This window comes from Pseudomonas izuensis, assembly GCF_009861505.1.
Taxonomy (GTDB): Bacteria; Pseudomonadota; Gammaproteobacteria; order Pseudomonadales; family Pseudomonadaceae; genus Aquipseudomonas; species Aquipseudomonas izuensis.
On the sequence record NZ_WTFT01000037.1, the window covers coordinates 120,804 to 145,680 of the forward strand.

A 24,877-nucleotide genomic window follows, 5' to 3' on the forward strand; every position below is an offset into this window, starting at 1 on the left:
TTGTAACCTCAAATCAGCTGGCGCTATCGCGCGCCCATATGTTTGTTATTATGCCGCCACATCCTGCTTCTGGCTGCCACTGTGAAACAATTCATCGATTTCATCCCGCTCCTGCTGTTTTTCATCGTCTTCAAGATCGATCCACGGGTCGTCGACATCGCCGGCCACGAGGTAACTGTAGGCGGTATTTACAGCGCCACCGCGATGCTGATCATCAGTTCGCTGGTGGTCTACGGCACGCTGTTCATCAAACAGCGCAAGCTGGAGAAGAGCCAGTGGCTGACGCTCATCGCCTGCCTGGTCTTCGGTAGCCTGACCCTGGCCTTCCACAGCGAGACCTTCCTGAAATGGAAAGCCCCGGTGGTCAACTGGCTGTTTGCCCTTGCCTTCATCGGCAGCCACTTCATCGGGGATCAGTTGCTGATCAAACGCATCATGGGCCACGCGCTGACACTGCCGGATGTGATCTGGACCCGCCTGAACATCGCCTGGATCGTCTTTTTCCTGTTTTGCGGGGCCGCCAACCTGTTCGTCGCGTTCACCTTCCAGAGCTACTGGGTCGACTTCAAGGTCTTCGGCAGCCTGGGCATGACGTTGCTGTTCCTGGTCGGCCAGGGCATCTACCTGTCCCGCCACCTGCATGACGCCGATACCACATCGCCTAAAACCGAGGACTGACATGCTTTACGCAATCATTGCCACAGACGTCGCCAACTCCCTGGAAGCCCGCCTGGCCGCACGGCCTGCACACCTTGAGCGCCTGCAAGTGCTCAAGGGCGAAGGTCGCATTGTTCTGGCGGGCCCGCACCCGGCGGTCGACAGCAATGATCCGGGCGCAGCGGGTTTCACCGGCAGCCTGATCGTCGCCGAATTCGACTCCCTGATCGCCGCCCAGGCTTGGGCGGATGCCGATCCGTACATCGCTGCCGGCGTCTACGCCAACGTTTCGGTCAAGCCGTTCAAGCAAGTCCTGCCGTAATTTTCTTCTCGCAATGCCCCCACGCGATGAACCTTGTCGGTTCATCGCGCTCTCAATCGCTCATTATTCTCGTTTGCCGGCCGACAACCTGCCCAATACTCGTATTGGAACCAGGAGTCGCGATGCGCATAGGTCCGTTGTGTCTGATGTTGGTCACGTTGTCGATCGTGGCCCCCGCCCACGGTGAAGAAAATGCCCAGGGCGCATCTACGCCGCTGTCCTTGAGCGCCGGTAGCCAGATCAACGAGTTGCAGCAGCGCTTGAAAGAAAGCGAGCGGCAACGGGAAGAATTGAGCAAACAATTGCAAAATACCGATGGTGAACGCGAGAGTGCCCAATTGGCGCGGTTGCGCCAGGAGAACCAGCGTCTGAAGCTGCAACTCAGGGAAACCCAGGCCGGCAGTTCGATTCCACGCTTGCTGACCGATCAGCAACAGTGGTTCGTCATCGGCGCCGGAGTTGCGCTATTGGCCCTGCTCTGCGGTATCTTCGCCAGTGGCGCAAGTCGAAAACGTCGGCAATGGCTAAATTGAGTGAGTCATGAGCGAGTTGTTACTGATTGATGATGACCAGGAGCTGTGTGAGCTTCTGAGCAGTTGGCTGAGCCAGGAAGGCTTTCAGGTGCGTGCCTGTCACGATGGCCAGAGTGCCCGTCGTGCGCTGGCTGAGTCCTCCCCGGCAGCCGTGGTGCTGGATGTGATGTTGCCGGACGGCAGCGGCCTGGAACTGCTCAAGCAGTTGCGCAGTGATCATCCGGACCTGCCGGTGCTGATGCTTTCGGCCCGGGGCGAACCACTGGACCGCATCCTCGGCCTGGAACTGGGTGCCGACGATTACCTGGCCAAGCCCTGCGACCCCCGGGAACTGACAGCCCGCCTGCGCGCCGTGTTGCGCCGCAGTCATCCGGCGGCGACATCCAGCCAGATGGAGCTGGGCGACCTGTGCTTCAGCCCGGTACGCGGCGTGGTCAGCATCGATGAACAGGAATTCTCCCTCACCGTTTCCGAAAGCCGGTTGCTGGAAGCCCTGCTCAAGCAACCTGGCGAGCCACTGGACAAACAGGAACTGGCGCAAATAGCGCTCGGCCGCAAGCTGACGCTGTACGACCGCAGCCTCGACATGCACGTGAGCAACCTGCGCAAGAAAATCGGCCCGCATCCCGATGGCCGTCCGCGCATCGTGGCCCTGCGCAGCCGCGGCTATTACTACAGCCTCTAACCCTCCTGTAGGTGCTGGCTTGTGAGCGAAAGCGGTGTGACAGACATACCGCGTCGCCAATTTCGCCAGCAAGCCGGCTCCTACGAGGCCTGACCAAGGGTTTGTCAGGAAGGCACAAATTCATCTTTACCCAAGCTTTACGCTCCGCTGACCGCCGCTGACCTTGATCTCCGTAATCTGTACTCATCCGGAACGTACCGGGAATGAGACAAGGAGATTCACCATGCGCAAGACTCTTATCGCTCTGATGTTCGCCGCCGCCCTGCCGACCGTAGCCATGGCCATGCCTGAAGGCGCCGGGTCCATGGGTGGCCCGATGGACGGCTCGCACCACGGCGGTCAGATGCACGGCATGCACGGCAAAGGCCCGTACAGCCAGCTGGACCTGAGCCGCGAACAGCGCGAGCAGATCCGTAAAATCATGGGCGAGCAGATGCATGAGCGTAAGCAAGTGGTCGAAAAATACCTGGAGAAACTCTCGCCAGCCGACCAAAAAGCGATGAAAGACGAAATGGCGGCCAACCACAAAAAAGCCGAAGCCGATGTGCGTGCCCTGCTGAAGCCGGATCAACAGAAGAAATTCGACGAGATCCAGAAAAAACAAGCTGAGCGTCGCGCTGAATGGGCGGAGTTCAAGGCTTGGAAAGCGCAACAGGCGCAAAAAGCGCAATAATGATCTAACCCCTAGCCCAGCGGCTGAACACCGTTGGGTCTGAAACTTTTGATCTAATGTGGGAGCGAGCCTGCTCGCGAAGGCGGTATGTCAGGCAGAAGTGATGTCGTCTGTCACGCCCTCTTCGCGAGCAGGCTCGCTCCCACATGGATTTGTGTTTGCTTGAGGATTTTCTGTGCGCTCATTGTTCTGGCGTATCCTGGCCAGTTTCTGGCTGGCCATCGCTCTGGTTGCAGGCCTGTCCATTTTGCTCGGCCACATGCTCAACCAGGATGCGTGGATTCTCAGTCGCCACCCCGGCCTCAACACCTTGGCCGAGCAATGGACGCAAACCTACGAATCCGAGGGTGAAGAAGCAGCCCAGGACATTCTGGAACAGCGCAAACGCCAATATCACATCGACGTTCAGGTACTCAACGAGAGTGGCGACCCGGTGGTACACGGCACCTTTCCGCGACGCGCGGCGGCTTTCGAAGCGCGCCAGAACAATGATGACCGGCGCCTGCCATGGCGTCGTCTGACCGTTGAATACACCAGTGAAAAGACCGGCGACACCTACCTGTTGATCTATCGCATCCCCCACCCGGAACTCGATGCCTGGCATCGCGAAAGCCTGCTCTGGCCACTGAGTGCACTGGGCATCGCGCTAGTGGTGCTGACCCTGTTCAGCTTGCTGGTGACCTTTTCCATCACCCGCCCTCTCAGTCGCTTGCGCGGTGCAGTGCATGATCTGGGGCAAACCACTTACCAACAGAACAGCCTGGTTAAACTGGCCAATCGTCGAGACGAATTCGGCGTGCTGGCTAACGATTTCAACCGCATGGGCGCGCGTCTGCAGAGCCTGATCGGCAGCCAGCGACAACTGTTGCGGGACGTCTCCCACGAACTGCGCTCGCCCCTTGCCCGCCTGCGTATTGCGCTGGCCCTGGCGGAACGGGCCACGCCGGATGAACGGCAAAAACTCTGGCCGCGCCTTACCCGGGAGTGTGACCGGCTTGAAGCACTGATCAGTGAAATCCTGGTACTGGCGCGGGTCGATGCCGACAACGCCAGCGCCGAAGAGGTAGACCTGAACGCGCTGCTCACGACGCTGCAACGGGATGCACAGCTGGGATCACCGGAGCAGAATGTTCAACTTGAGGCCGAGCCGCAACTGAACCTCAGGGGGTGGCCGACCATGATCGAGCGCGCCGTGGATAACCTGCTGCGTAATGCCCAGCGCTTCAATCCGGTGGGCGGGCAACCGATTGAAATGCAGGCGCTGCGCCAGGGCGAGCGGATTGTAGTGACCGTACGTGACCATGGCCCGGGCGTTGATACTGAACATTTGAATCAGCTCGGCGAGCCGTTCTACCGGGCGCCAGGGCAGACCGCGGCTGGACACGGCCTGGGGCTGGCCATTGCCCGCCGCGCGGCGGAGCGGCACGGCGGGAGTCTGGTGCTGGCCAATCATCCGGAGGGCGGATTCATTGCCAGCCTGGAATTGCCGTTGGTGCCAGGGGCCATTCCCCAACCCTGATCCCTTGTGGGAGCGAGCCTGCTCGCGAAGACGGCTTATCAGTCAATGCATATGGCGACTGACACGGCGCTTTCGCGAGCAGGCTCGCTCCCACAGGGGAATGATGGCGTCAGGCTTTACCAGGCCAGGCGCTGACGAACTCAGCCAAATCCACCTTCTCCGCCACGCGCGGCTCCTTCAGCGGCGTGCCAAGGTACAGAAACGCAATCACCTCTTCCCCCTCGGCCAGTCCCAACCCTTTGGCCACATGCGGCGAATAGGCCAGGTCACCGGTACGCCACACTGCGCCAATGCCTTGTGCATAGGCCGCCAGCAAGATGCCGTGCGCCGCACATCCAGCCGCGAGCAGCTGCTCGGATTTCGGATATTTGACGTGATCCTGCAACCGGGCAATCACCACGACCACCAACGGCGCGCGCAGGGGGCCGTTGCGCGCCTTGTCAATGGCCGCTTCAGTGACTTCGCCATCCTGCAGCTTCGCCGCTTCGGCCAACAACTCGCCCATTTGCTCGCGCGCCGCGCCTTCGACCGTCAGAAAACGCCACGGCTGCAAATGACCGTGATCCGGTGCACGCATGGCGGCGCCAAACAGCACTTCGCGCTGTTCTTGGGTAGGTGCCGGCTCGACCAGGCGTGGAACGGAAACACGGTTGAGCAAAACGTCGAGAGCCTGCATCGGCCACCTCCTGAAAAAAATGTGCGGCTATTCTAGCTGCAAGTACTACCGGAGTGCCGGTTTACATGCCCTGCCCCGCAGGTAGAATGGCGCCTTTCTTATTTCAGCCGAGCGGAATTCATGGCGTTGCCGACCCTGCGTCTCATTGGTTTCATCATCGGCATCTTCCTGATAACGCTGGCCATCGCCATGGTCGTACCCATGGCCACGCTGGTGATCTTCGATCGCACCGGCGACCTGCCGTCGTTTCTCTGGGCCAGTATGATCACCTTTGTCGCCGGCCTGGCCCTGATCATTCCGGGGCGCCCCGAGCATATCCATTTGCGGCCACGGGACATGTACCTGCTGACCGTCAGTAGCTGGCTGGTGGTGTGCATCTTCGCCGCGCTGCCGTTTTTGTTGACCCAACACATCAGCTACACCGACTCGTTCTTCGAAAGCATGTCCGGCATCACCGCCACGGGTTCGACCGTGCTGAACCACCTCGATGACATGTCTCCCGGCATCCTGATGTGGCGCTCGTTGCTGCACTGGATCGGCGGCATCGGCTTCATCGGCATGGCGGTGGCGATCCTGCCGCTGCTGCGCATTGGTGGCATGCGGCTGTTTCAGACCGAATCGTCGGACCGCTCCGAAAAAGTCATGCCCCGTTCGCATATGGTGGCGCGGCTGATCGTGGCGGCCTACGTCGGCATCACTATCCTCGGCAGCCTGGCGTTCTGGTGGGCTGGGATGAGTCCGTTCGACGCGATCAACCATGCAATGTCGGCGATTTCCACCGGTGGGTTCTCCACCTCGGACCAGTCGCTGGCAAAGTGGACGCAACCGGCCGTGCACTGGGTGGCCGTTGTCATCATGATTCTCGGCAGCCTGCCGTTCACCCTGTACGTGGCGACCCTGCGCGGCAACCGCCGGGCGCTGATCAAGGATGAGCAGGTTCAAGGCCTGCTCGGCATGTTGCTGGTGACTTGGCTGGTCCTCGGCACCTGGTACTGGTGGACCACCCAACTGCATTGGCTGGACGCGCTGCGGCATGTGGCGCTGAACGTGACATCGGTGGTGACCACGACCGGTTTCGCCCTGGGGGACTACAGCCTGTGGGGCAATTTCTCGCTGATGCTGTTCTTCTATCTGGGCTTCGTTGGCGGCTGTTCGGGCTCGACCGCCGGCGGGATCAAGATTTTTCGCTTCCAGGTGGCCTACATCCTGCTCAAGGCCAACCTTAACCAGTTGATTCACCCCCGCGCGGTGATCAAGCAGAAGTACAACGGTCACCGCCTCGATGAAGAGATTGTGCGTTCGATCCTGACTTTTTCGTTCTTCTTCGCCATCACCATCTGCGTGATCGCGCTGCTGTTATCGCTGCTCGGCGTGGACTGGATGACCGCCCTTACCGGCGCGGCCAGCACCGTATCCGGTGTCGGCCCCGGCTTGGGTGAAACCATTGGCCCGGCCGGCAACTTCGCCTCGCTGCCGGACGCCGCCAAGTGGATTCTTTCGTTCGGCATGCTGCTGGGCCGACTGGAGATCATTACGGTGTTTGTGCTGTGTATACCGGCGTTCTGGCGTCACTGACCGGCACTGGCACTTGCATCAGCCGCGAACGGTACTCACCGGGCGTGGTGTCGAACCAGCGACGGAAGGCGCGGAAGAAGTTGCTCGGATCGGCGAACCCCAGCAGGTAGGCAATCTCCAGCAGGGTCATGGTCGGTTGCGCCAGGTACTGCTCGGCCAGCTCTCGCCGGGTGTCGTCGAGCAGCGTCTGAAAACTCGTGCCCTCTTCCTGCAAGCGTCGCTGCAACGTGCGTTGGGACAAGTGCAGTGTCTGCGCCACCGCATCGCGTTTGGGTTCGCCCTGGGGCAACAAACGGCACAGCACCTGGCGTGCCTTGTGGGTCACACGACTCTCGGAAAACCGCGCCAGGTACTCGCCGGCGAACCGGTCATGCAGCAGCGCCATGGCCTCGTTGGCGGTCGGTAGCGGTGCTTCCATGTCGGCGCGTTCGAAAATCAACGCATCGTAAGGCGCATTGAACACCAACGGCGCATGGAAGGCTTGTTTGTAGGGTTCGAGATTGACGGGTTGGTCACCCTGCACCAGCACCTTGCGCGGCTGCAGTGTGCGTCCGGTCAACCAGCCGCACAGCGCCAGGGCGCAGGCCAGTGACGCTTCGGCGCTTTGCCGGGTCGGCGGCAGATGATCGCCGTGCACCGTCAGAATCAGCCCGTAGCCCTCATCCAGCAGCCGGAAACTCAGGTCGGCGCTTTCGGCAATGATCCGCTGGTACCGCACCAGACGCTGAAAGCCCTCGGCCAAGGTCTGGCTGGACATCAATGCGTAACCCGCCACATGAAACTGCGCAGGTCGCACCACCTTGCCCATGTTCAGGCCAATCGCCGGGTTACCGGACAGCTCGACCGCACGCTGCCACAGTCGTGTCATGGAATCTTGCGGGAAGCGTGCATCCGGATCTTCCAGTGCCGCGTAGTCGAGCCCCAGTTGCTTGAACAGAACCCGGCAATCCAGGCCGTCCATTTCCAGTGCCTTGACAATCCCCATCGCCCAGCTTGCAGAAGTCGTTCGTTCGCTCATGTCGGGTTCTTACATGATGAGCCGCCAATCACGGCCAATTTCCGAAGGATACTAAAGTGGCGCCGATTGTCACTGGCTGCCGCCATTGATCACTCTAGACTTAAATAAGCTACCCGCCGAACAACTTGCAGTCAGAACAATAACCACAGAGATCGCAGTCGTGGAAAACATCAGACGGTTCAACAGCTTCGCCGAGTTCTACCCGTATTACCTCAGCGAACACAGCAACAGTACCTGCCGCCGATTACACTTCATCGGCACCACACTGGTCATTTTCATTTTGGCGCTGACCATCGGCCGAGGCGCCTGGATGCTGTTGTGGGCCTTGCCGCTGGCGGGTTACAGCTTCGCCTGGGTCGGGCATTTCTTCTTTGAAAAGAACCGTCCTGCGACCTTCCAGCATCCCTTCTACAGCCTGCTTGGCGATTTCGTCATGTATCGGGACATGATTCTGGGACGCGTATCGTTCTAGACAAGAGGATTGCCGATGAATGCCAACGCCCGTTTCACCCACATGAAAGATGGCACACAGGAAGACTGGGCGATCATCGCCGCGGATTTCAGTGCCTACGCCCGGCAATTGCCGACCCGGATCGTGGCACACCTGAAGCTGCTGGAAGGTGATTTCGGTGGTTTTCCAGTGGATCGCCTGACCCACTCCCTGCAAACCGCCACCCGCGCCTGGCGTGATGGCCGCGATGAAGAATACGTCATCTGCGCCCTGCTCCATGATATCGGCGACACTCTGGGCTCCTACAATCACCCGGACATCGCGGCGGCGATTCTCAAGCCTTTCGTCAGCGCCGAGAATTTGTGGATGGTGGAAAAGCACGGGATCTTCCAGGGCTACTATTTTTTCCATCACCTGGGCATGGACCGGCACTTGCGCGAGCAATTCAAAGGTCATCCGCAGTATCAGGCGACCATCGAGTTCTGCGCGAATTACGATGCGGCGGCGTTCGATCCGGCGTATGACACACTGCCGTTGAGCTTTTTTGAACCGATGATGGAGCGGTTGTTTGCGCAGCCGAAGAACTCGATCTACAAGGCGGCGATGGAAGAGCACGCCCCAGCCTGACAGATCCAGTGGGACCGCTTCGCGGTCCATCGCGAGCAGGCTCGCTCCCACAGTGGATCTGCGGTGCATCGCAAATCATTGTGGGAGCGAGCCTGCTCGCGAAGAGGCCCGTCCATACACCGCGACTTTCAAGCCAACTCTGCGACCTTCGCCGCCTTCAACTGCGCCTCCCGCGCCTGAGCATCGGCCAATCGATACAGCTCGATCGTGCCATCCCAATGCTCGATCAACGCCGTGCACGACTCCACCCAATCGCCGCAATTGAGGTAATCGACCCCACCCACTTTGCGAATCTCTGCATGGTGAATGTGCCCGCACACAACGCCATGCAGTTCGCGCTTGACGCATTCATGGGCAATGGCTTCTTCAAAGTCGCTGATGAAGCTGACCGCGGTTTTCACCTTGTGCTTGAGGTACGCCGACAGCGACCAGTAGCCGTAGCCATAACGAGCGCGCCAATGGTTGAGCCAGCGATTGAGGGTCAGGGTGAATTCGTAGGCTGAGTCGCCGAGAAATGCCAGCCAGCGGTGGTAGCGGGTAATCACGTCGAACTGATCGCCGTGGATCACCAGCAGATGCCGGCCATCGGCGGTAACATGCACTGCTTCGTCCACCAACTGGATGTTGCCCAGGATCAGCTTCGAATAGCGGCGCAGGAATTCGTCGTGATTACCCGTGACGTAGATCACCTCGGTGCCGCGCTTGCTCATGGTCAACAGGCGTCGGATCACATTGGTGTGCGCCTGTGGCCAGTACATGCCGCCGCGCAGTTTCCAGCCGTCGATGATGTCGCCGACCAGGTAGATTTTATCCGCGTGATAACCCTTCAGAAATTGCGACAAGTGCTCCGCCTGGCAATCGCGCGTGCCCAAATGCACGTCGGATATCCACAAGGTCCGCACACGTTGCTTACGACTGGGTTTGGCGAGCTCGGCGCTGGTCATGGATAACCCTCAAGACTGGTTTTGGCAAGCTTGCGCCAGCCGGGTTAATTGCCCATGACAGCGACAAGTCAGTCCTGTGACAGCGCGCGCCCGCCGGGTCGGTGTAGACTGCCGACTGACTCATCAAACCTGCCATGAGACCCGCGATGAGACCGATCCTCACACTTCGCCAATACACCGAAGACCTGATCGTCCACAGCCACGAGCACGCCCAACTGGTGTTCGGGCTGTCGGGTGCGCTGGATTTCGAAGTCGACGGACGTGGCAGCCAGGTGGTTCAACAGAGTTTCGTGGTGGTTCCTTCGGGTTTTCATCATGCGTGCGGCAGCACCAATGGCAGTCGTTGCCTGGTGCTGGATGTGCCCGATGATCAATGGCTTTGCCGGTCCCTGGGCGATCATGCCGAGGCCAGTCGCCGCCTGCTCGACAACGCCGGCCGATTATCACTGGATGCCGGGCAAAGCCAATTGGTCAATTGGCTGGCCAACAGCCCGGTCGATGACCCGGTGATTGCGCAACAAGGCGCGGTGCTGTTACTGGCCAGCCTCAACAACGCCAGGCCCGACAGTGTGGGTGGTCGACGCCTGCCCTATGCTGCGCTGAATGCACACATCGACCAATACGCCGCCTACCCGCTGCAAGTCGCCGATCTGGCCCGCGTCGCCGGTCTCTCCAGCGCTCGCTTGCATGCGCGGTTCGTGGCCGAATGCGGGCAGACGCCAATGGATTACATCCGCAGCCGACGCCTGCACAAGGCCGTGGCCTTGCTGCGCGACTCTGCCCTGCCCATCGGCGAGATCGCCTCTCGCGTCGGTTACAGCTCCCAGAGTGCCTTTGCCGCCGCGGTGCTGCGTGAGTTCGGTGCATCGCCCGGCAAGTTGCGGCGCGAGGCTGGCGACAAATAACGCGAGTCTGGCGACAGACACAACGGCAACGGGCGCGGTTAAATGGCCGGGTTCATTACGTTTACCAAGGATTGCCATGACTCCCCGTACCGCCCTTGGCGCCCTGCATATCGGCGCACTGATGTTCGGCCTCACTGGCGTGTTCGGCAAACTCGCAGCCGCTTCGCCGGCCATCATCGTCTTTGGCCGAGCGGCATTCGCGGTGTTGGCGCTCGCGTTCTTTGCGCGATTGGCCAGCAACACCCGCTGGCAAAAACTCGAAGCCGTGGATTGGCGCCGCCTGTTGCTCAGCGGCTTGTTGCTGGCCGGACACTGGGTCAGTTTCTTCATTGCGGTAAAGGTTGCCGGCGTGGCCATCGCGACCCTGGGCTTTGCCAGTTTCCCGGCTTTTACCGTGATCCTCGAAGGGCTGGTTTTCCGCGAGCGGATTCGGACCAATGAAATTCTGCTGGTGGCGCTGGTCAGTGCCGGGCTGGTGTTGGTGACACCTGAATTCGACCTGGCCAGTGGCGCCACCACCGGCCTGCTCTGGGCGGTGGCTTCCGGCTTGCTGTTCGCCCTGCTGTCGCTGACCAACCGCGCCAGTTCTGCACGCATCCCGCCGGTGCAGGCGGCGCTGTGTCAGAACGTGGTGGTCGCTTTGTGCCTGCTGCCGGTGGCGGCACCGCAATTGAGCGAAGTGCGTCCCATCGACTGGCTGTGGATCGGCCTGCTCGGGGTATTTTGCACCGGCGTTGCCCATAGCCTGTTCGTTGCCAGTCTGGCGGTGATCAAGGCCCGGACCGCCGCCGTGGTCTTCGCCCTGGAGCCGGTTTATGGCATCACCGTGGCCTGGGTGTTGTTCGATGAAAACCCGACCCTGCGCATGCTGCTCGGCGGCGCGCTGATCATCGTCGCGATCGTGGTATCCAGCAGGCTCTCAAGTAGCTCGAGCAAGAAAGCCGTTACCGCTGAAGCGGCATCTCACTGAGTACGGTCGTTGTGCCCAAGGTCGCGGTCCGGATCGATCCGGTCGCGAACCCGCTGCTTGAGCACCTTCGCTTCCGGAAAACCGCCGTCGGCCTTGCGCTCCCAGATCTGCACCTCGTCGCAGAAAATGTGAAAAACCCCACCGGTTCCCGGCACCAGGGACACTTTGCCAAGATCGTCGCCAAACGTACTGAGCAACTCCTGGGCCAGCCAGGCTGCTCGCAGCAGCCACTGGCACTGGGTGCAATAGGTGATGACGATTTCGGGTTTGCTTGCAGTCATGATCGGCGAAATTCCTGAGGCAGAGGGCGCCATCATGATAACCGCACTCACTGCTTTTGATCTGTAGGAGCAAAGCTTGCTCGCGATGAACGATGAAGTGGTCTGACAGACTCTCCGCGGCGCCTGCTTCGCGAGCAAGCTTTGCTCCTACAGTTATCGGATGCCAGCCAACAAATTGCGGGCGGTCTGCTGGAGTCGGTCATCCCCCTCCTTCAGCAACTCGTTGAGCAGTTCAATGGCGCTGTCCAGGTCGCCGTCATCGATGCAGGTCTGGGCTCGTTCCAGTTTGCCACCATGACTCGGTTCGACCGGTTCAAGCTCCAGCGATGGGGCCGGCTCACTGAATTCGTCTAGAAAGCTGTCACCCAGGGACTGGGAGACCGACTCGACTTCCCAGTCGATCCCGGGTTCGCTCAGCACCGGCTCACTCGATGGTCGGGTTGGCGAGTCTTCGAACGGGCCAGCCAGGTCCCAGCTCGTATCCATCGACAGCTCATCGAGGTTCAAATGAAACGCGTCGCCGGAGATGGTTTCAGGTGCCGCGACCATGGGCGGTGCGATAGTCGTGGCGAGGGCGATCGGTGCGACCAGATCCAGCTTCGGATGGTGCGCCCGTATGCCCTGAAGCTTATGCGTATCAAACCCGGCGTTTCGCAGGCTGGTTTCTTGTGCCTCATAGGCCGCGACGTCACCTTGCTTGCCCAGCACCTCCAACAGTTGCACGCCCAGTTCGGTGCGTTGCGGCTCCTTGACCATCGCCTCTCGCAAAAGACTGACGGCTTCGCCATAACGGCCGTAAGTCAGATAGATCGCGACCACTTCCATCACATCGTTTGCAGGCGTCTCTTCAGGGTGAGCGTGTGCCGGTTGCAGCACACTCGCGTGCGCTACGGGTTCTACTGCGCGACTGAGCAGTGGTTCATGCCGAGACGGCTGCCCCTCTTCCGCTCCGAACGTTGCCTGCCCCTGCTGTCGTTGACGGCGAACCAAAACAGCCAGCAATACCAACGCCACCAATACCAACAATCCGCCGATCAACAGCCAGTCAGGACCGGACGTTTCAACAATGGCAGGCGTTGGCGCCACAGCGACCGGGGCGACAGGTTCCGCAGGCGTTTGCCTGATCTCGGCCAATTGGGTTTGCAGCGAGGTCACCTGCTGTTTCTCGACAGCGATCCGCTCTTCCTGAGCCTGAAGCTTCACATTGAGTTCATCAATGGTGGCTTGCAATTGCTGGTTCTGCAGGGCGCTGGCAGCCAGTTGTTCGGCAAGAGGGTCCGACGCGGGTACGGCAGCAGGTTCTGGCTGCGATTCCCTGGGCGCAGGCGCGGGCGCAACGGTGGGCTGGACGCTCGGAAAAGCAGAAGCCGGGCGACTGGCCAGCGGCTCATCACTGGGGGGCACAATCCCCGGCGTACCCGGGGGATCGATCAAGACCGTGTACTCTCGCAGCACGCGGCCATTGGGCTGGTTGAGCTGCACCAGGAAATTCAGAAAGGGTTCATTGACCGGTTTGTTGGAAGTCACCTGAATCAAGCTGCGGTTGCCCCGCAGGTTAGGAGTGAATTTCAGGTCATTGAGGAAAAATACCCGCTCGACACCCGCGCGGTTGAATTCGTCCGCCGTTGCCAGACTGACCGAAAGTTCGCCCTCCTCCAGACCGGCGGCATCCACCAGGGCAATGTCGGCGCGCAGCGGCTGATTGAGCGCCGAATGCAGGGTGATTTCACCCAGGCCCAGCGCCGGCGCCAGGGCCGACCAAGTGACAGCAGCAGCGGCCAGCAACCCTCTGGCGCAACAACGTACAACGAATAGCCGACTCTCAAGCATGAGCATCCCTTAGGTAACCAGAACCACCTTGCACGTGTTCGCACATCCGGTACGAACACGATATCGCGCAGTAGTTCTTATAGTCGGCTAAAAGCGCTATCTCAAAAGTCTGGCCCGGGGGTTATGCCTCAAGATTTTTCCAGGTTCGCCAGAATGTGCCCGTGAACCCGCATGCAGACCTTCAAATCCTCCTCATCGACGCCTTCGAACAATTCGTGGCGCAGTTGGTTGGCGATGGTTTCAATTTGTTCGATCAGAGGGCGCGCCGGAGCGCACAGGACAATTTTCTTAGCACGGCGGTCTTCCAGAACCGATTGACGTTGCACCAGCCCTTGGCTCTCCAGACTGTCGAGCAGCCGGGCCAGGGTAGGTCCCTCGACGCCGACGCTTTGTGCCAGCTCTCGTTGGGTCGGGGCTTCATCGAAACGCGCCAGGTGCAACAGCACCAGCCAGCGTGCCTGGGACAGTCCAAGGCCAGCCAGACGGCGGTCCAGTTCGGCACGCCAGCCACGCGACATCTGGGCCAGTTGCATGCCAAAGCGGTGTTGTTCGGTTAACGGCATAAAACACTCATGGTTAGACTGAAATAGAGAAAAACTAATTATTAGTCAGCTAAGCATGAGCCTCGATTTGAGGCAAGGCTTGTTCTGTACTGAATCGTTACATCAGTGAATCCAGTCACTTAAATCTCGAATTCGGACTGTAGTGCCGCCCGGACACAGTACAAAACACCCTCCGGCACTCGACCCGCAAACAGTGCGGAAATCTCCGATACGGGCGGTAATTCACCCTCTCCATCGAGAAACGCATCCTGGACTTCGCCCATCAAGTCTTCGGGCAGATCCAGCGCCTGTTCCAGGGACAACTGCTGCTTGCCAATGGCTTCGGCGAGCATGGTGTAGACGTTCTTTTCCGAGCATTGCAGCTGGCCGGCGATCTGCATCGGTGTCATGCCGGCTCGCGCCAGGGTGATCAGCTCGTGGCGCACATCGGCCACCGGCTTCGGTGCCTCGACCTGACCGCCGAGGACTTCGAGGAAGGCCTCGCCATAACGTTCCAGCTTGCGGGCGCCGACTCCGCTGACCCTGGCCATTTCCGCCAGCGAGGTCGGTTGGCTGCGCAGCATTTCCAGCAAGGTCGAGTCAGGGAAGATGACGTACGGCGGCACGCCATGCTCTTCGGCGAGTTTGCGACGCAGGGCGCGCAAGGCTTCCCATTGTTCGCGCTCTTCGCCACGCACCAGCTGGCTGGCCTGGCTCTTGCTGGTTTTCACAGTGGTTTGCGCCTTGAGGTCGCGGCGCAGTTCCAGGGTCACTTCCCCCTTGAGCAGCGGCCGGCACGTGTCGCTCAGGCGCAGGCCGCCGTAGCCCTCATGATCAACGTCGGCCAAGCCACGGGCCACCAACTGGCGGAACAGCGAGCGCCATTCGCTTTCGCCAAGCGCCTTGCCGACACCGTATACCGACAGGTGCTGATGACCGAAGCTGCGTACCTTTTCGTTATCCTTGCCCAGCAGCACATCCACCAGATGGCCCACACCGTAGCGCTGACCGGTGCGGAAGATCGCCGATAACGCCTGACGTGCTGGCTCGGTCGCATCCCAGGTCTGCACGCCATCAATGCAGTTGTCGCAGTGGCCACAGGGCTGCGGCATGTCTTCGTCGAAATAGGCCAGCAGGGTCTGGCGGCGGCAGCGGGTCTCTTCGCACAACGAAAGCATCGCGTCGAGCTTGTGCTGTTCCAGGCGCTTGTGACGTTCGTCACCCTCGGAGTTCTGCAGCATCTGCTTGAGCATCACCACATCTTGCAGGCCGTAGGCCATCCAGGCATCCGCCGGCAGACCGTCACGGCCGCCGCGCCCGGTTTCCTGGTAATAGGCCTCAAGAGACTTCGGCAAATCCAGGTGTGCGACGAAACGTACGTTGGGTTTGTCGATGCCCATGCCGAACGCTACGGTGGCAACCATGATCAGGCCTTCCTCGTTGAGGAAGCGCTTCTGATGATAGGCGCGCAAATCGTTGGGCAGGCCGGCGTGGTACGGCAGCGCCGGGAAGCCCTGTTCGGTGAGGAATGCAGCGACTTCCTCGACTTTTTTGCGCGACAGGCAATAGACGATACCGGCATCGCTGCGCCGCTCGGCGAGGAACGCCAGCAGCTGTTTGCGCGGCTGTTCCTTGGGCACGATGCGGTAAAAAATGTTCGGCCGGTCAAAGCTCGACAGGAAACGCTCGGCGTTTTGCAGGTGCAGACGAGTGACGATTTCCTCGCGGGTACGTTTGTCCGCGGTTGCGGTCAGGGCGATACGCGGCACGTCGGGAAACATTTCCGCCAACTGGCCCAGTTGCAGGTATTCCGGGCGGAAGTCGTGGCCCCACTGTGACACGCAGTGTGCTTCGTCGATGGCGAACAGGGCGATGTTCAGCCCTTGCAGAAAGGCCAGCATGCGCGGCTGGACCAGGCGTTCCGGCGCAAGGTAAAGCATTTTCACCTCACCGCGCCGAATGCGGGCCGCCAGATCACGTTGTTGCTCGGCGCTGAGGGTGGAGTTCAATGCAGCGGCGGCCACGCCGAGCTCTTCGAGGGTGGCGACCTGATCGTCCATCAAGGCGATCAGCGGCGACACCACCACCGCCAGGCCTTCGCGCAAGAGCGCAGGCACCTGGAAGCACAGGGATTTGCCGCCACCGGTAGGCATCAGAACCAGGGCATCGCCGCCACTGGCCACGCGCTCAATGATTGCACCCTGACGGCCACGGAAACTGTCGTAGCCGAAGATGTCCTTGAGGACGCGTTGAGCCTGTTCGAGCATAAAAACTCCAAAAATCACCGAAACATCCCTGCCAAGGCTGGTGCAGAACGCGCAATGTTGCACCGACAAATCGTAAGTGCGCATTGCATGACGCTTCACATTTCAGCCATGACGCCAGCAGGGCATCACAAAACGCGCGAGTATACCCGAGCCCCGTCCGGCAAAGGGCGCCGCTGAGAAGACACACTGAGATGCAAAAATGCCTTGCGGCTGGCCCAAGCGCTCAAGAAGGCCTAGAATTCCCGCATCGAATATTCCCCAAGGTAGTCCTTTAATGTCCTTCGCTGAGCAACTAACCCGCCTGCAAGTCTTCCTCGACGCCGATGAACTGCATGACGAGGCGCTGGACTACGTGGCCGCCCACGGCTACCTCACCGCCCTGTCGATCTGTTCCGAAGTCGTACCCGATCGTGAGTGGATCGACGCTTTGTTCGCCGAAGAGCCACATTACAGCGGCGAAGCCCAGCGCGAAGAGATCGAAGCCACGCTGATCGGCCTCAAGGCACACATCGCCCGTCAACTGGCTTCGGACGAAGAGTTCGAGCTGCCATGCGACCTGGATCTGGGCGACGACCCCGATGACTCCGAACTGCGCGGCTGGTGCATCGGTTTCATGGAAGGCGTGTTCCTGCGCGAAGAAGCCTGGTTTGAAACCGCCGAAGACGAAGTGAGCGAAATGCTGTTGCCGATCATGGTCGGTTCGGGCCTGTTCGACGAGCAACCGGAGTTCTCCGACATTGCCGCCGACGCCAACCTGATGGACGACATGATCGTACAGATCCCGGAAGCCCTGACTGCGCTGTACCTGCTGTGCAACGCACCAGACGAAAAGCCGGCGATCCTCAAGCCTCGTCACCACTAAGGTCCTGCCTATGGACAACCCCATAGGCAACCGCCCCCTGATGTTGCGCTACGTGCTGCTGGCCATCGGCTGGCTGAGCGTAGCGCTGGGGGTGATCGGGATTTTCCTGCCGGTGTTGCCCACCACGCCTTTCCTGTTGCTGGCGGCCGCCTGTTTCGCCCGCAGCTCGCCACGCTTCTATCAATGGCTGGTCGATCATCCACGGCTCGGCCCATGGATTCGCGACTATCTCGACGGCAACGGCATTCCGCTCAAGGGCAAGGTCTACGCCATCGGCTTGATGTGGGCGAGCATTCTGTTTTCCTGCTATCTGGTGCCAATGCCCTGGGCACGCGGGTTCATGCTGACCAGTGCGGTGTTGGTGACGGTTTACATCCTTCGGCAGAAGACCCTGCGTAAATCCTGATACCCGCCCCCTGTAGGAGCGAGCCTGCTCGCGAAGAACGCCCTGGCAACGCGATCATTCAGGCAGTACGCGTTATCGTTCACGTCCTTCGCGAGCAGGCTCGCTCCCACAATTGCCGACGACCAGCCCTCCCCCACACCAAACACCACCTAGACTTCACCAATCTGCACCCGAGCCGCCCGCCATGCCCCGCAGTCCGCGTAGTCCAGGATGGCCAACGCCCCGGCTTCGGTTCGGCGGCTGGCTGCTGCTGAGCGGTTTGCTGCTGAGCATGCTTGGCAGTGCCTGGGCCGACTGGGATTTTGCGCAGATCCTGCTAGCCGCCGAAAATCACTACGGCACCCTCGACCCGGCGCGGGGACGAATCGAGGCCTGGGGTCAAATGCTGCAAGACGAACGCAATGCACCCGAGCGCGAACAGCTGAACGCGGTCAATCGCTTCTTCAATCAGCAACTGAGTTTTCAGGACGACACGCGCATCTGGCATCAGACCGATTACTGGGCCACACCCGTCGAGTCCCTGAGCAAGGGTGCCGCCGACTGCGAGGACTACGCCCTGGCGAAATATTTCAGCTTGCGCCATCTCGGGATTCCCAGCGAAAAGCTGCGCATCACCTACGTCAAGGCGCTGACCCAGAACCAGGCGCACATGGTGCTAACGTTCTATAGCAGCCCCACCGCCGACCCGCTGGTACTGGACAACCTGATCGGCGACATCCGCCCGGCTTCGCAACGCAAAGACCTGCTGCCGGTGTACGCCTTCAACGCCGAGGGCCTGTACCTGCCGGGGAGCAATGGCGGCAAACGCAGCAGCGACTCGAAAAAATTGTCGCGCTGGCAAGATGTATTACAAAAGATGCAGACTGAAGGCTTCGCCGTAGGTGATGGTTGAAGCTGCCGCAAGGAGCGATCCATGAAACTGCGCAATCAATTGTTTCTCGCCATATGCCTGTTCCTGCTGGTGGCCTTCAGCGGCAGCTTTTTTGTCAGTCTGGAAAGCTCACGCGAACAGATGCTCGGCCAGTTGCGCTCCCACGCCCAGGACGCAGCCACGGCACTGGGTCTGTCGCTGACCGCGCAGATCGATGATCCGGCGATGATGGAACTGATGGTCAGTTCGATTTTTGACAGTGGCTACTTCAGCAGCATTCGCATCATCGACGTCGAGGGTGAACAGGTACTGGTAGAGCGCAACGCACCGGCACGGATCGAGGGCGTGCCAGGCTGGTTTGTCAGTCTGGTCAATCTGCATCATCAGGGCGGTGACGCGTTGATCATGCGCGGCTGGGAACAGGCGGCACGGGTCGAAGTGCTCAGTAATCCGCAATTTGCCCTGGCCAAACTCTGGGACAGTACCCTCGGCAGCCTGATCTGGCTGATCGTGTGCGGATTGCTCAGCGCCGTGTTCGGGGGTTGGCTGTTGCGTCGGCAACTCCGTCCACTCGAAACCTTGGTCAAACAGGCAGAAGCCATCAGTAAACGCGAATTCCTGAGCCTGCCGAAACTGCCCCGCACACCGGAATTGAAACGCGTCGTGCTGGCAATGAACCAGATGGTCGAGAAGCTCAAGGCGTTGTTCACTGAAGAGGCGGCGCGCAGTGAGAAGCTGCGCAGCGAATCCTATCAGGACAGCCTGACCGGGCTGGCCAACCGACGCTTGCTGGATGAACAACTGGCAGACCACTTGCTGGTCGCCGAGCAACATTGCGATGGTCATTTGCTGATGTTGCGGATCAATGACTTGACCGGTCTCAATCAACGCCTGGGCGGGCAACGCACCGATGCGTTGATCGGCACAGTCGGCGAACTGCTCAAGCGTTTGACCCAACTGCCTGAACGACGCACCTGGCTAGCGGCGCGCAATCGGGGGGGTGAATTCAGCCTGCTGACGCAGGGTCTGAGTACCGAGGACGCCGCACGCCTCGCCGCCGAAATCAGTGCCACTCTGGAAAACCTGCGTCAGACCGGTGCCAGTGACTGCATGCCAGTTGCGCATCTGGGTATCGTCGCCTACCACCCCGGTGAACCGGCCAGCGAGGTGCTCATGCGACTTGATCAGGCGCTGACCCAGGCCCAACAACACCCCGAGCGACCGTGGGTCCAACTGAGCCACCTCGAGACCCCACCGACCCCGTCCCAATACGATTGGCGCAGCTGGATCGACGACGCCCTGAGCCAAGGTCAATTGCTGCTGTATTTTCAGCCGGTGGTGCAATGCGCCGACACCAGTGAAGTGCTGCATCACAAAGTCCTGGCACGCTTGCTCGATCCGCAGGGCCACGCAATTGCCGCCGGGCATTTCCTGCCGTGGATCGAGCGTCTCGGCTGGTCCGCACGTTTCGACCTGGCCATGCTCGAAGCGACCCTCGAATACCTCGCCGTCAATCGTTGGCCGTTGGCGCTGAGCCTGTCGGGCAGCACCTTGCGCGATCAGCCGCAGCTGCAACTGATCCTCGACATGCTCGAATCACTGCCGGAACTGGCACCGTTGCTGACCCTGGAAATCGATGAACGCCAACTGCCGCCTCCCGAGGAACTGCAGCGATTGAGCCATAGCCTGCTCGACACCGGCTATCGCATCGGCCTGCAGCATTTCGGAGGCAGCTTCAGCCAGATCGGTAACCTCACCCAATTGGGCCTGGCGTATCTGAAAATCGATGGTGCCTACATTCGGCATATCGATGAACAACAGGATAAACGCCTGTTTATCGAGGCGATCTTCAGGGCCACCAACAACATTGATTTGCCATTGATTGCAGAAATGGTCGAGACCCAGGGAGAGCTGGATACGATCAAGGCGTTGGGGGTATTCGGGGTGATGGGCAGATTGATTGGACCGCCGGAGCCGATGTGAATAACTCCATGTAACCCTGTGGGAGCGAGCCTGCTCGCGAAAGCGGTGGCTCAGTCAACATCACTGTTGAATCTGAGTCCGCATTCGCGAGCAGGCTCGCTCCCACAGGGGATTTGTGTGAACCAGGCCTTCAGATCACACGGTATCCACCTTCAACGAATGATCGTTAAGCATGCCGTTGATGATGGTTGCCGAGTCTGCACCGGAAATCACCCCGCCCGCCCCCGGCGTGACGCCGTAATGGCTGGCCAGGTTGACGCCGGCCAGGTCGATGGTCTGGTTCGGTGCCGCGCCTGCCATGGCGCTGACGTCGATGCTGGTCACCAGTGACGCGCCGCTGCCACTGACGGTGAAGTGCAGGTAGTCATCCAGCGAGGCCGCGGTGCCGTTCTCCCCTTGCAGCAGTTGCGACAGGTCGAGTTTGTCGGTGCCCGGCGTAAAGTCGGTGATCACGTCATGGCCGCTGTTGCCCTTGAGCCACTGGAAGGTGTCCGCACCGCTGCCGCCGGTCAGGGTATTGTTGCCCAGGCCGCCGATCAGCAAGTCGTCCCCGCCGCCGCCATTGAGCACGTCGTTGCCCAGGCCGCCGGTGATGATGTTGCTGTTGTTGTCACCGGTCAGGTTGTCGTTGTAGTTCGAACCCACGAGATTCTCGATGCCCGTCAGGGTGTCGGTGCCGGCGCCGAAAGTATTCTGCGCCCCGGCCAACCCCAGATTGACCGTGACACCAGCCGTGGCATGGGCATAGCTGGCGGTATCGTTGCCGGTGCCGCCGTCGAGCAGGTCATTGCCCGGCCCGCTGAACAGCAAGTCATTGCCGGCACCGCCGTGCAACTCGTTGTTGCCGGTGCCAGCGACGAGGATGTCGTTGCCGTCACCGGCATTGAGGATGTTGTCGCCGCTGCCCGCCACCAGCGTGTCGTTGCCGGCGGTCCCGGTGAGGGTGTGCCCATCCTGGTAGCTGATTGACACGTTGGCGCTGTCGCTGCCGCCATGGCTATCGCTGACGGTGTAGGTGCCGTGGTAGTCCGGGGTGATGTCATGCGCCCCGGAATAGTCGAGTTTCATCGTCAGCTGGTAGTTTTCCGAGTTGTTGACGCCGCTGCCGCTGGTGTTGGTGATGTTGGTGACGTGGATCTGGTACACGCCGTCCGACGCCGCCGTGATGGTCTGGCCATCGGCGAGCGCAATCCAGGCGCCGCCGTTGATGGAGTACTCCATGGTGATATGGCCGGCGGCCAGGTTGTGGTCCAGGTTGAGGGTTTCGCCCTGTTTGAGGTTGACGGTGATGCGGTCCTCATCGTTGGTGTTGGCCGCGGTGACCGGCCCCAGATAACCACTGATCACCAGCAATGCCGTCATCGTGGCGGTATTGGCCGCGAATGCACCGCGCACATCGGCCAGGCTCTGGTTGCTCGGTTTGACACCGCTGCCGGAGAAGTTGATCACACCGGTACCGGTGAAGTCCGCGCCCTTGGCCAACCAGCCCGTAGTGAAGGTGGTTGGCGATGCGTTGAGCGAATCGCCATTGGGGTCGGTGTCATTGGCCACCAGTAACTCGCCCGGCACCGATATGTTGCCCGAGAGCACGTTGGTAATGATGTGATCATCGGTGGCCACCGGTGGCGCATTCGGAATGACTTTGACTACCAGGCTCGAACTGGCGAGATCGCCATCGTTGTCGCTGACGGTGAAGCCGATGTTTTCGGTGAGCACCACCGAGGTGGTTTTCTGCGACACATAGCTGTATTCGCCGGTATCGAGGTTCACCACCAGGGTGCCTTTGTTGTCGGTGGCGATGCTCAACGTGTTGTTGGTGGTGTTGAAGGTGCCATGGTTGGCACCGCCGCTGAAGCTCAGCGAACCCTGGTTGCTGTTGCCTTTCGGGTCATAGGTGTAAGTGGTGCCATCGACGGTGATGGTTTTGATGAAGCCGCCGTCGGCCCCGAACGAACCGCCCTCGCCCAGCAACGAACCGGTGACAGGCACGCCGATAACGGTGCCCGAGAGCACCGAGTTGAGTTGCCCCAGGTCGGTGACGATCACCGCGTTGGTATTGGTGCCTGTGCCGGTACCGTCATAGGCCAGCGGATCGAGGGCAGCGTTATCGACGCCTTTGCCCAGGCCGATCGCGTAGCTCTTGATCTGATTCTCGGTGAGGAAATCTTTCCAGTTCGCCTCGTCCCCTCCACCAATGGAGCCTTCGTTGGGTTTGCCGTCGGAGAAGAAATAACCGACGTTCTGTGCCCCTGTGAGTTTGCCGTTGGTGTTAAACGCATCTTGCGCCACAGCCACCGCCGCGTCGTAGTTGGTACCGCCGCCCGCCGACAGGCCGGAGATGATCGACTTGGCCGTGGCCACATCCACCCATACCGAGGTTTTGTCGGTGGCGTTGCTGCTGAACGTCACGATCTGCACTTTGACATCGCCAAGGTCGTCGTACTTGTCGAGCAATGCACTGATCGCCTGCTTGGCCAGCTCCAGCCGCGAGAGGCCCGGTACACCCGATGAGTCGGCCATGCTGCCGGACACGTCAATGATCAGCAGCAGGTTGGAGTCGATCTCGACCGCTGACACCGACCGCTCCGAGGCCACGGCTTTGGGCACGTCATCGACGATGTTCACCACGATGGTGCTGGTGGTGCTGTTGCCCAGCGCATCGGTGGCTTTGTAGGTAAAACTTTCGCTCAGAGTGTTCGGGCCATCGTTGGCGCCCGGCGCGGTTTTCGGCGCCGAGGTCAGGGTGTAGGTGTAGGTGCCGTCGGGGTTGAGCAGGATCTGCCCATACGTTCCGGTGGCGCTGCCGACCAGGGTGTAGGTGATCGTCCCGACAGCGCCGGTGACCGAGCCGACCAGCGTGCCGCTGGCGGTTTCGCCGGTATTGCCCGGTTCGCTGCCGGTGACGCTGCCGGCGGCCAGGTCCTGACCGTCCTTGCTCAGGTCCAGGGCTTTTTCGTACACGGTGACGTCGCTGTCGCTGACGGCTTTCAGGCAGCTGTTGTACACGTCGATGGTGATAGTGGTGGTGCTCTCGTCGCCATCGGCATCGCGTACGGTGTAAGTGAAGGTATCGGTAGCGCCCGGCGCACCGACCGAGTTCTGGTTGCTGTGATAGACCGCGTTGCCGTGGGCATCGAGGGTCAGGTAGCCGTAGGTGCCGTTGATCTGGCTGTTCAAGCCACCGATGGCCGAGGTCGAGGTGTCCGAACCGGCGCGCACGCCCACCACCGCGCCGCTGGCGGCCGGGCCGTCGGCGCCGCCGATGTCGTTGTCCAGCACGTTGCCACTGACGGTGCCGCCTTCTACCACGGAATCGTGATCCGCCTTGGCGGTCGGCACGTCATCGACGATGTTCACCACGATGGTGCTGGTGACGGTGTTGCCCAGGGAATCGGTGGCCTGATAGGTGAAACTTTCGTGGGTGACGTTGGCGCCGTCATTGGCGTGCGGCGTCGTGCTCGGTGGTGACGTCAGGGTGTAGGTGTAGGTGCCGTTCGGGTTGAGGTGAATTTGCCCGTACGTCCCGGTGGCGCTGCCGACCAGGGTGTAGGTGATCGCCCCGACAGCCCCGGTCACCGAACCGACCAGGCTGCCGCTGGCGGTTTCGCCGGTGCTGCCCGGCTGGCTGCCGGTGACGCTGCCGGCGGCCAGGTCCTGGCCGTCCTTGTTCAGGTCGAGGGCTTTTTCGTACACGGTGACGTCGCTGTCGCTGACCGCTTTCAGGCAACTGTTGTACACGTCGATGGTGATAGTCGTGGTGCTCTCGTCGCCATCGGCATCGCGCACGGTGTAGGTGAAAACATCGGTCGCCCCGGGGCCGCTCACGCTGTTCGGGTTGCTGTGATAGACCGCGTTGCCATGGGCATCGAGGGTCAGGTAACCGTAGGTGCCGTTGATCTGGCTGTTCAAGCCGCCGATGGCCGAGGTCGAAGTGTCCGAGCCGGCGCGCACACCGACCACCGCGCCGCTGGCGGCCGGACCGTCGGCGCCGCCGATGTCGTTGTCCAGCACGTTGCCACTGACGGTGCCGCCTTCTACCACGGAATCGTGATCCGCCTTGGCGGTCGGCACGTCATCGACGATGTTCACCACGATGGTGCTGGTGACGGTATTGCCCAGGGAATCGGTGGCCTGATAGGTGAAGCTTTCATGGGTGACGTTGGCGCCGTCGTTGGCGTGGGGCGTCGTGCTCGGTGGTGACGTCAGGGTGTAGGTGTAGGTGCCGTTCGGGTTGAGGTGAATTTGCCCGTACGTCCCGGTGGCGCTGCCGACCAGGGAGG

At 60.7% G+C, this 24,877-nt stretch carries 23 protein-coding genes; 15 read left to right on the top strand and 8 right to left on the bottom strand.

The window, feature by feature from the left end; translation table 11 throughout:
• Positions 1 to 81 precede the first annotated feature (81 nt).
• The 6 genes from GPL81_RS25305 to GPL81_RS25330 all read left to right on the top strand — a co-directional run bounded on the left by GPL81_RS25305 (position 82) and on the right by GPL81_RS25330 (position 4,389).
• On the top strand, positions 82 to 678 hold the full coding sequence (locus tag GPL81_RS25305) for a septation protein A (protein ID WP_160108932.1): 597 nt from the start codon (positions 82 to 84) through the stop codon (positions 676 to 678).
• Position 679: 1 nt separating this feature from the next.
• Entirely contained in the window at positions 680 to 979 is a 300-nt protein-coding gene (locus GPL81_RS25310; RefSeq protein ID WP_160108933.1) for a YciI family protein, read from the top strand.
• A gap of 122 nt (positions 980 to 1,101) precedes the next feature.
• Positions 1,102 to 1,512 carry an SH3 domain-containing protein gene (locus tag GPL81_RS25315; protein ID WP_160108934.1) on the top strand — a complete coding sequence of 137 codons (411 nt, stop codon included), beginning with the start codon at positions 1,102 to 1,104 and terminating at the stop codon, positions 1,510 to 1,512.
• A 7-nt stretch (positions 1,513 to 1,519) separates the two neighbouring features.
• A complete protein-coding gene (locus GPL81_RS25320; RefSeq protein WP_096512861.1) occupies positions 1,520 to 2,197 on the top strand; it encodes a response regulator transcription factor in 678 nt (225 codons plus the stop codon).
• Between the two features lie 223 nt (positions 2,198 to 2,420).
• Entirely contained in the window at positions 2,421 to 2,870 is a 450-nt protein-coding gene (locus tag GPL81_RS25325) for an LTXXQ domain protein (RefSeq protein WP_160108935.1), read from the top strand.
• A 175-nt stretch (positions 2,871 to 3,045) separates the two neighbouring features.
• Positions 3,046 to 4,389, top strand: a complete 1,344-nt coding sequence (locus GPL81_RS25330) for a sensor histidine kinase (RefSeq protein ID WP_160108936.1) — start codon at positions 3,046 to 3,048, stop codon at positions 4,387 to 4,389.
• 109 nt (positions 4,390 to 4,498) lie between these two features.
• On the opposite strand, the gene GPL81_RS25335 is transcribed toward GPL81_RS25330, so the two are convergent.
• Positions 4,499 to 5,065, bottom strand: a complete 567-nt coding sequence (locus tag GPL81_RS25335) for an NAD(P)H nitroreductase (protein ID WP_096512864.1) — start codon at positions 5,063 to 5,065, stop codon at positions 4,499 to 4,501.
• Positions 5,066 to 5,185: 120 nt separating this feature from the next.
• On the opposite strand from GPL81_RS25335, the gene GPL81_RS25340 reads away from it, so the two are divergent.
• A complete protein-coding gene (locus GPL81_RS25340; protein ID WP_096512865.1) occupies positions 5,186 to 6,640 on the top strand; it encodes a TrkH family potassium uptake protein in 1,455 nt (484 codons plus the stop codon).
• Here the strand turns inward: GPL81_RS25340 and GPL81_RS25345 are convergent.
• On the bottom strand, positions 6,597 to 7,658 hold the full coding sequence (locus GPL81_RS25345; RefSeq protein ID WP_218585664.1) for an AraC family transcriptional regulator: 1,062 nt from the start codon (positions 7,656 to 7,658) through the stop codon (positions 6,597 to 6,599). The two genes, GPL81_RS25340 and GPL81_RS25345, sit on opposite strands and share 44 nt — an antisense overlap.
• 160 nt (positions 7,659 to 7,818) lie before the next feature.
• Between GPL81_RS25345 and GPL81_RS25350 the strand changes: the two genes are divergently transcribed.
• On the top strand, positions 7,819 to 8,130 hold the full coding sequence (locus GPL81_RS25350; RefSeq protein ID WP_096512867.1) for an Mpo1-like protein: 312 nt from the start codon (positions 7,819 to 7,821) through the stop codon (positions 8,128 to 8,130).
• 15 nt (positions 8,131 to 8,145) lie between these two features.
• Positions 8,146 to 8,736, top strand: a complete 591-nt coding sequence (locus GPL81_RS25355) for an HD domain-containing protein (RefSeq protein WP_160108937.1) — start codon at positions 8,146 to 8,148, stop codon at positions 8,734 to 8,736.
• A gap of 128 nt (positions 8,737 to 8,864) precedes the next feature.
• On the opposite strand, the gene GPL81_RS25360 is transcribed toward GPL81_RS25355, so the two are convergent.
• Positions 8,865 to 9,680 (bottom strand): UDP-2,3-diacylglucosamine diphosphatase, encoded by an 816-nt coding sequence (locus GPL81_RS25360; protein WP_096512869.1) that lies wholly within the window; start codon positions 9,678 to 9,680, stop codon positions 8,865 to 8,867.
• 146 nt (positions 9,681 to 9,826) lie between these two features.
• On the opposite strand from GPL81_RS25360, the gene GPL81_RS25365 reads away from it, so the two are divergent.
• Together GPL81_RS25365 and GPL81_RS25370 are read left to right on the top strand one after the other, a co-directional pair.
• A complete protein-coding gene (locus GPL81_RS25365) occupies positions 9,827 to 10,585 on the top strand; it encodes a helix-turn-helix transcriptional regulator (RefSeq protein ID WP_096512870.1) in 759 nt (252 codons plus the stop codon).
• 76 nt (positions 10,586 to 10,661) lie between these two features.
• Positions 10,662 to 11,555 (top strand): DMT family transporter, encoded by an 894-nt coding sequence (locus tag GPL81_RS25370; RefSeq protein WP_160108938.1) that lies wholly within the window; start codon positions 10,662 to 10,664, stop codon positions 11,553 to 11,555.
• Here GPL81_RS25370 and GPL81_RS25375 read toward each other — a convergent pair.
• The 4 genes from GPL81_RS25375 to recQ form a co-directional block, all read right to left on the bottom strand.
• Positions 11,549 to 11,836 carry an Rdx family protein gene (locus GPL81_RS25375; protein WP_160108939.1) on the bottom strand — a complete coding sequence of 96 codons (288 nt, stop codon included), beginning with the start codon at positions 11,834 to 11,836 and terminating at the stop codon, positions 11,549 to 11,551. The genes GPL81_RS25370 and GPL81_RS25375 overlap by 7 nt on opposite strands.
• 153 nt (positions 11,837 to 11,989) lie before the next feature.
• Entirely contained in the window at positions 11,990 to 13,666 is a 1,677-nt protein-coding gene (locus tag GPL81_RS25380) for a motility hub landmark protein FimV (RefSeq protein ID WP_160108940.1), read from the bottom strand.
• Between the two features lie 128 nt (positions 13,667 to 13,794).
• A complete protein-coding gene (locus tag GPL81_RS25385; RefSeq protein ID WP_096512873.1) occupies positions 13,795 to 14,229 on the bottom strand; it encodes a MarR family transcriptional regulator in 435 nt (144 codons plus the stop codon).
• 119 nt (positions 14,230 to 14,348) lie between these two features.
• Positions 14,349 to 16,475 (bottom strand): DNA helicase RecQ, encoded by a 2,127-nt coding sequence (recQ, locus tag GPL81_RS25390; protein ID WP_096512874.1) that lies wholly within the window; start codon positions 16,473 to 16,475, stop codon positions 14,349 to 14,351.
• Between the two features lie 274 nt (positions 16,476 to 16,749).
• Between recQ and GPL81_RS25395 the strand changes: the two genes are divergently transcribed.
• The 4 genes from GPL81_RS25395 to lapD all read left to right on the top strand — a co-directional run bounded on the left by GPL81_RS25395 (position 16,750) and on the right by lapD (position 20,597).
• Positions 16,750 to 17,337, top strand: coding sequence for a UPF0149 family protein (locus GPL81_RS25395; RefSeq protein ID WP_007975277.1), 588 nt, complete (start codon positions 16,750 to 16,752; stop codon positions 17,335 to 17,337).
• 10 nt (positions 17,338 to 17,347) lie between these two features.
• Positions 17,348 to 17,743 carry a YbaN family protein gene (locus GPL81_RS25400; RefSeq protein ID WP_160108941.1) on the top strand — a complete coding sequence of 132 codons (396 nt, stop codon included), beginning with the start codon at positions 17,348 to 17,350 and terminating at the stop codon, positions 17,741 to 17,743.
• Between the two features lie 184 nt (positions 17,744 to 17,927).
• Complete coding sequence (gene lapG, locus GPL81_RS25405; RefSeq protein ID WP_160108942.1) at positions 17,928 to 18,635, top strand: cysteine protease LapG; 708 nt, start codon at positions 17,928 to 17,930, stop codon at positions 18,633 to 18,635.
• 21 nt (positions 18,636 to 18,656) lie between these two features.
• Positions 18,657 to 20,597: a cyclic di-GMP receptor LapD gene (lapD, locus tag GPL81_RS25410; RefSeq protein ID WP_160108943.1), complete on the top strand. Its 1,941-nt coding sequence runs from the start codon at positions 18,657 to 18,659 to the stop codon at positions 20,595 to 20,597.
• A gap of 135 nt (positions 20,598 to 20,732) precedes the next feature.
• Here lapD and GPL81_RS25415 read toward each other — a convergent pair.
• Positions 20,733 to 24,877, bottom strand: a 4,145-nt coding sequence (locus GPL81_RS25415) for a beta strand repeat-containing protein (RefSeq protein ID WP_160108944.1), incomplete at its 5' end; no start/stop codon positions are given.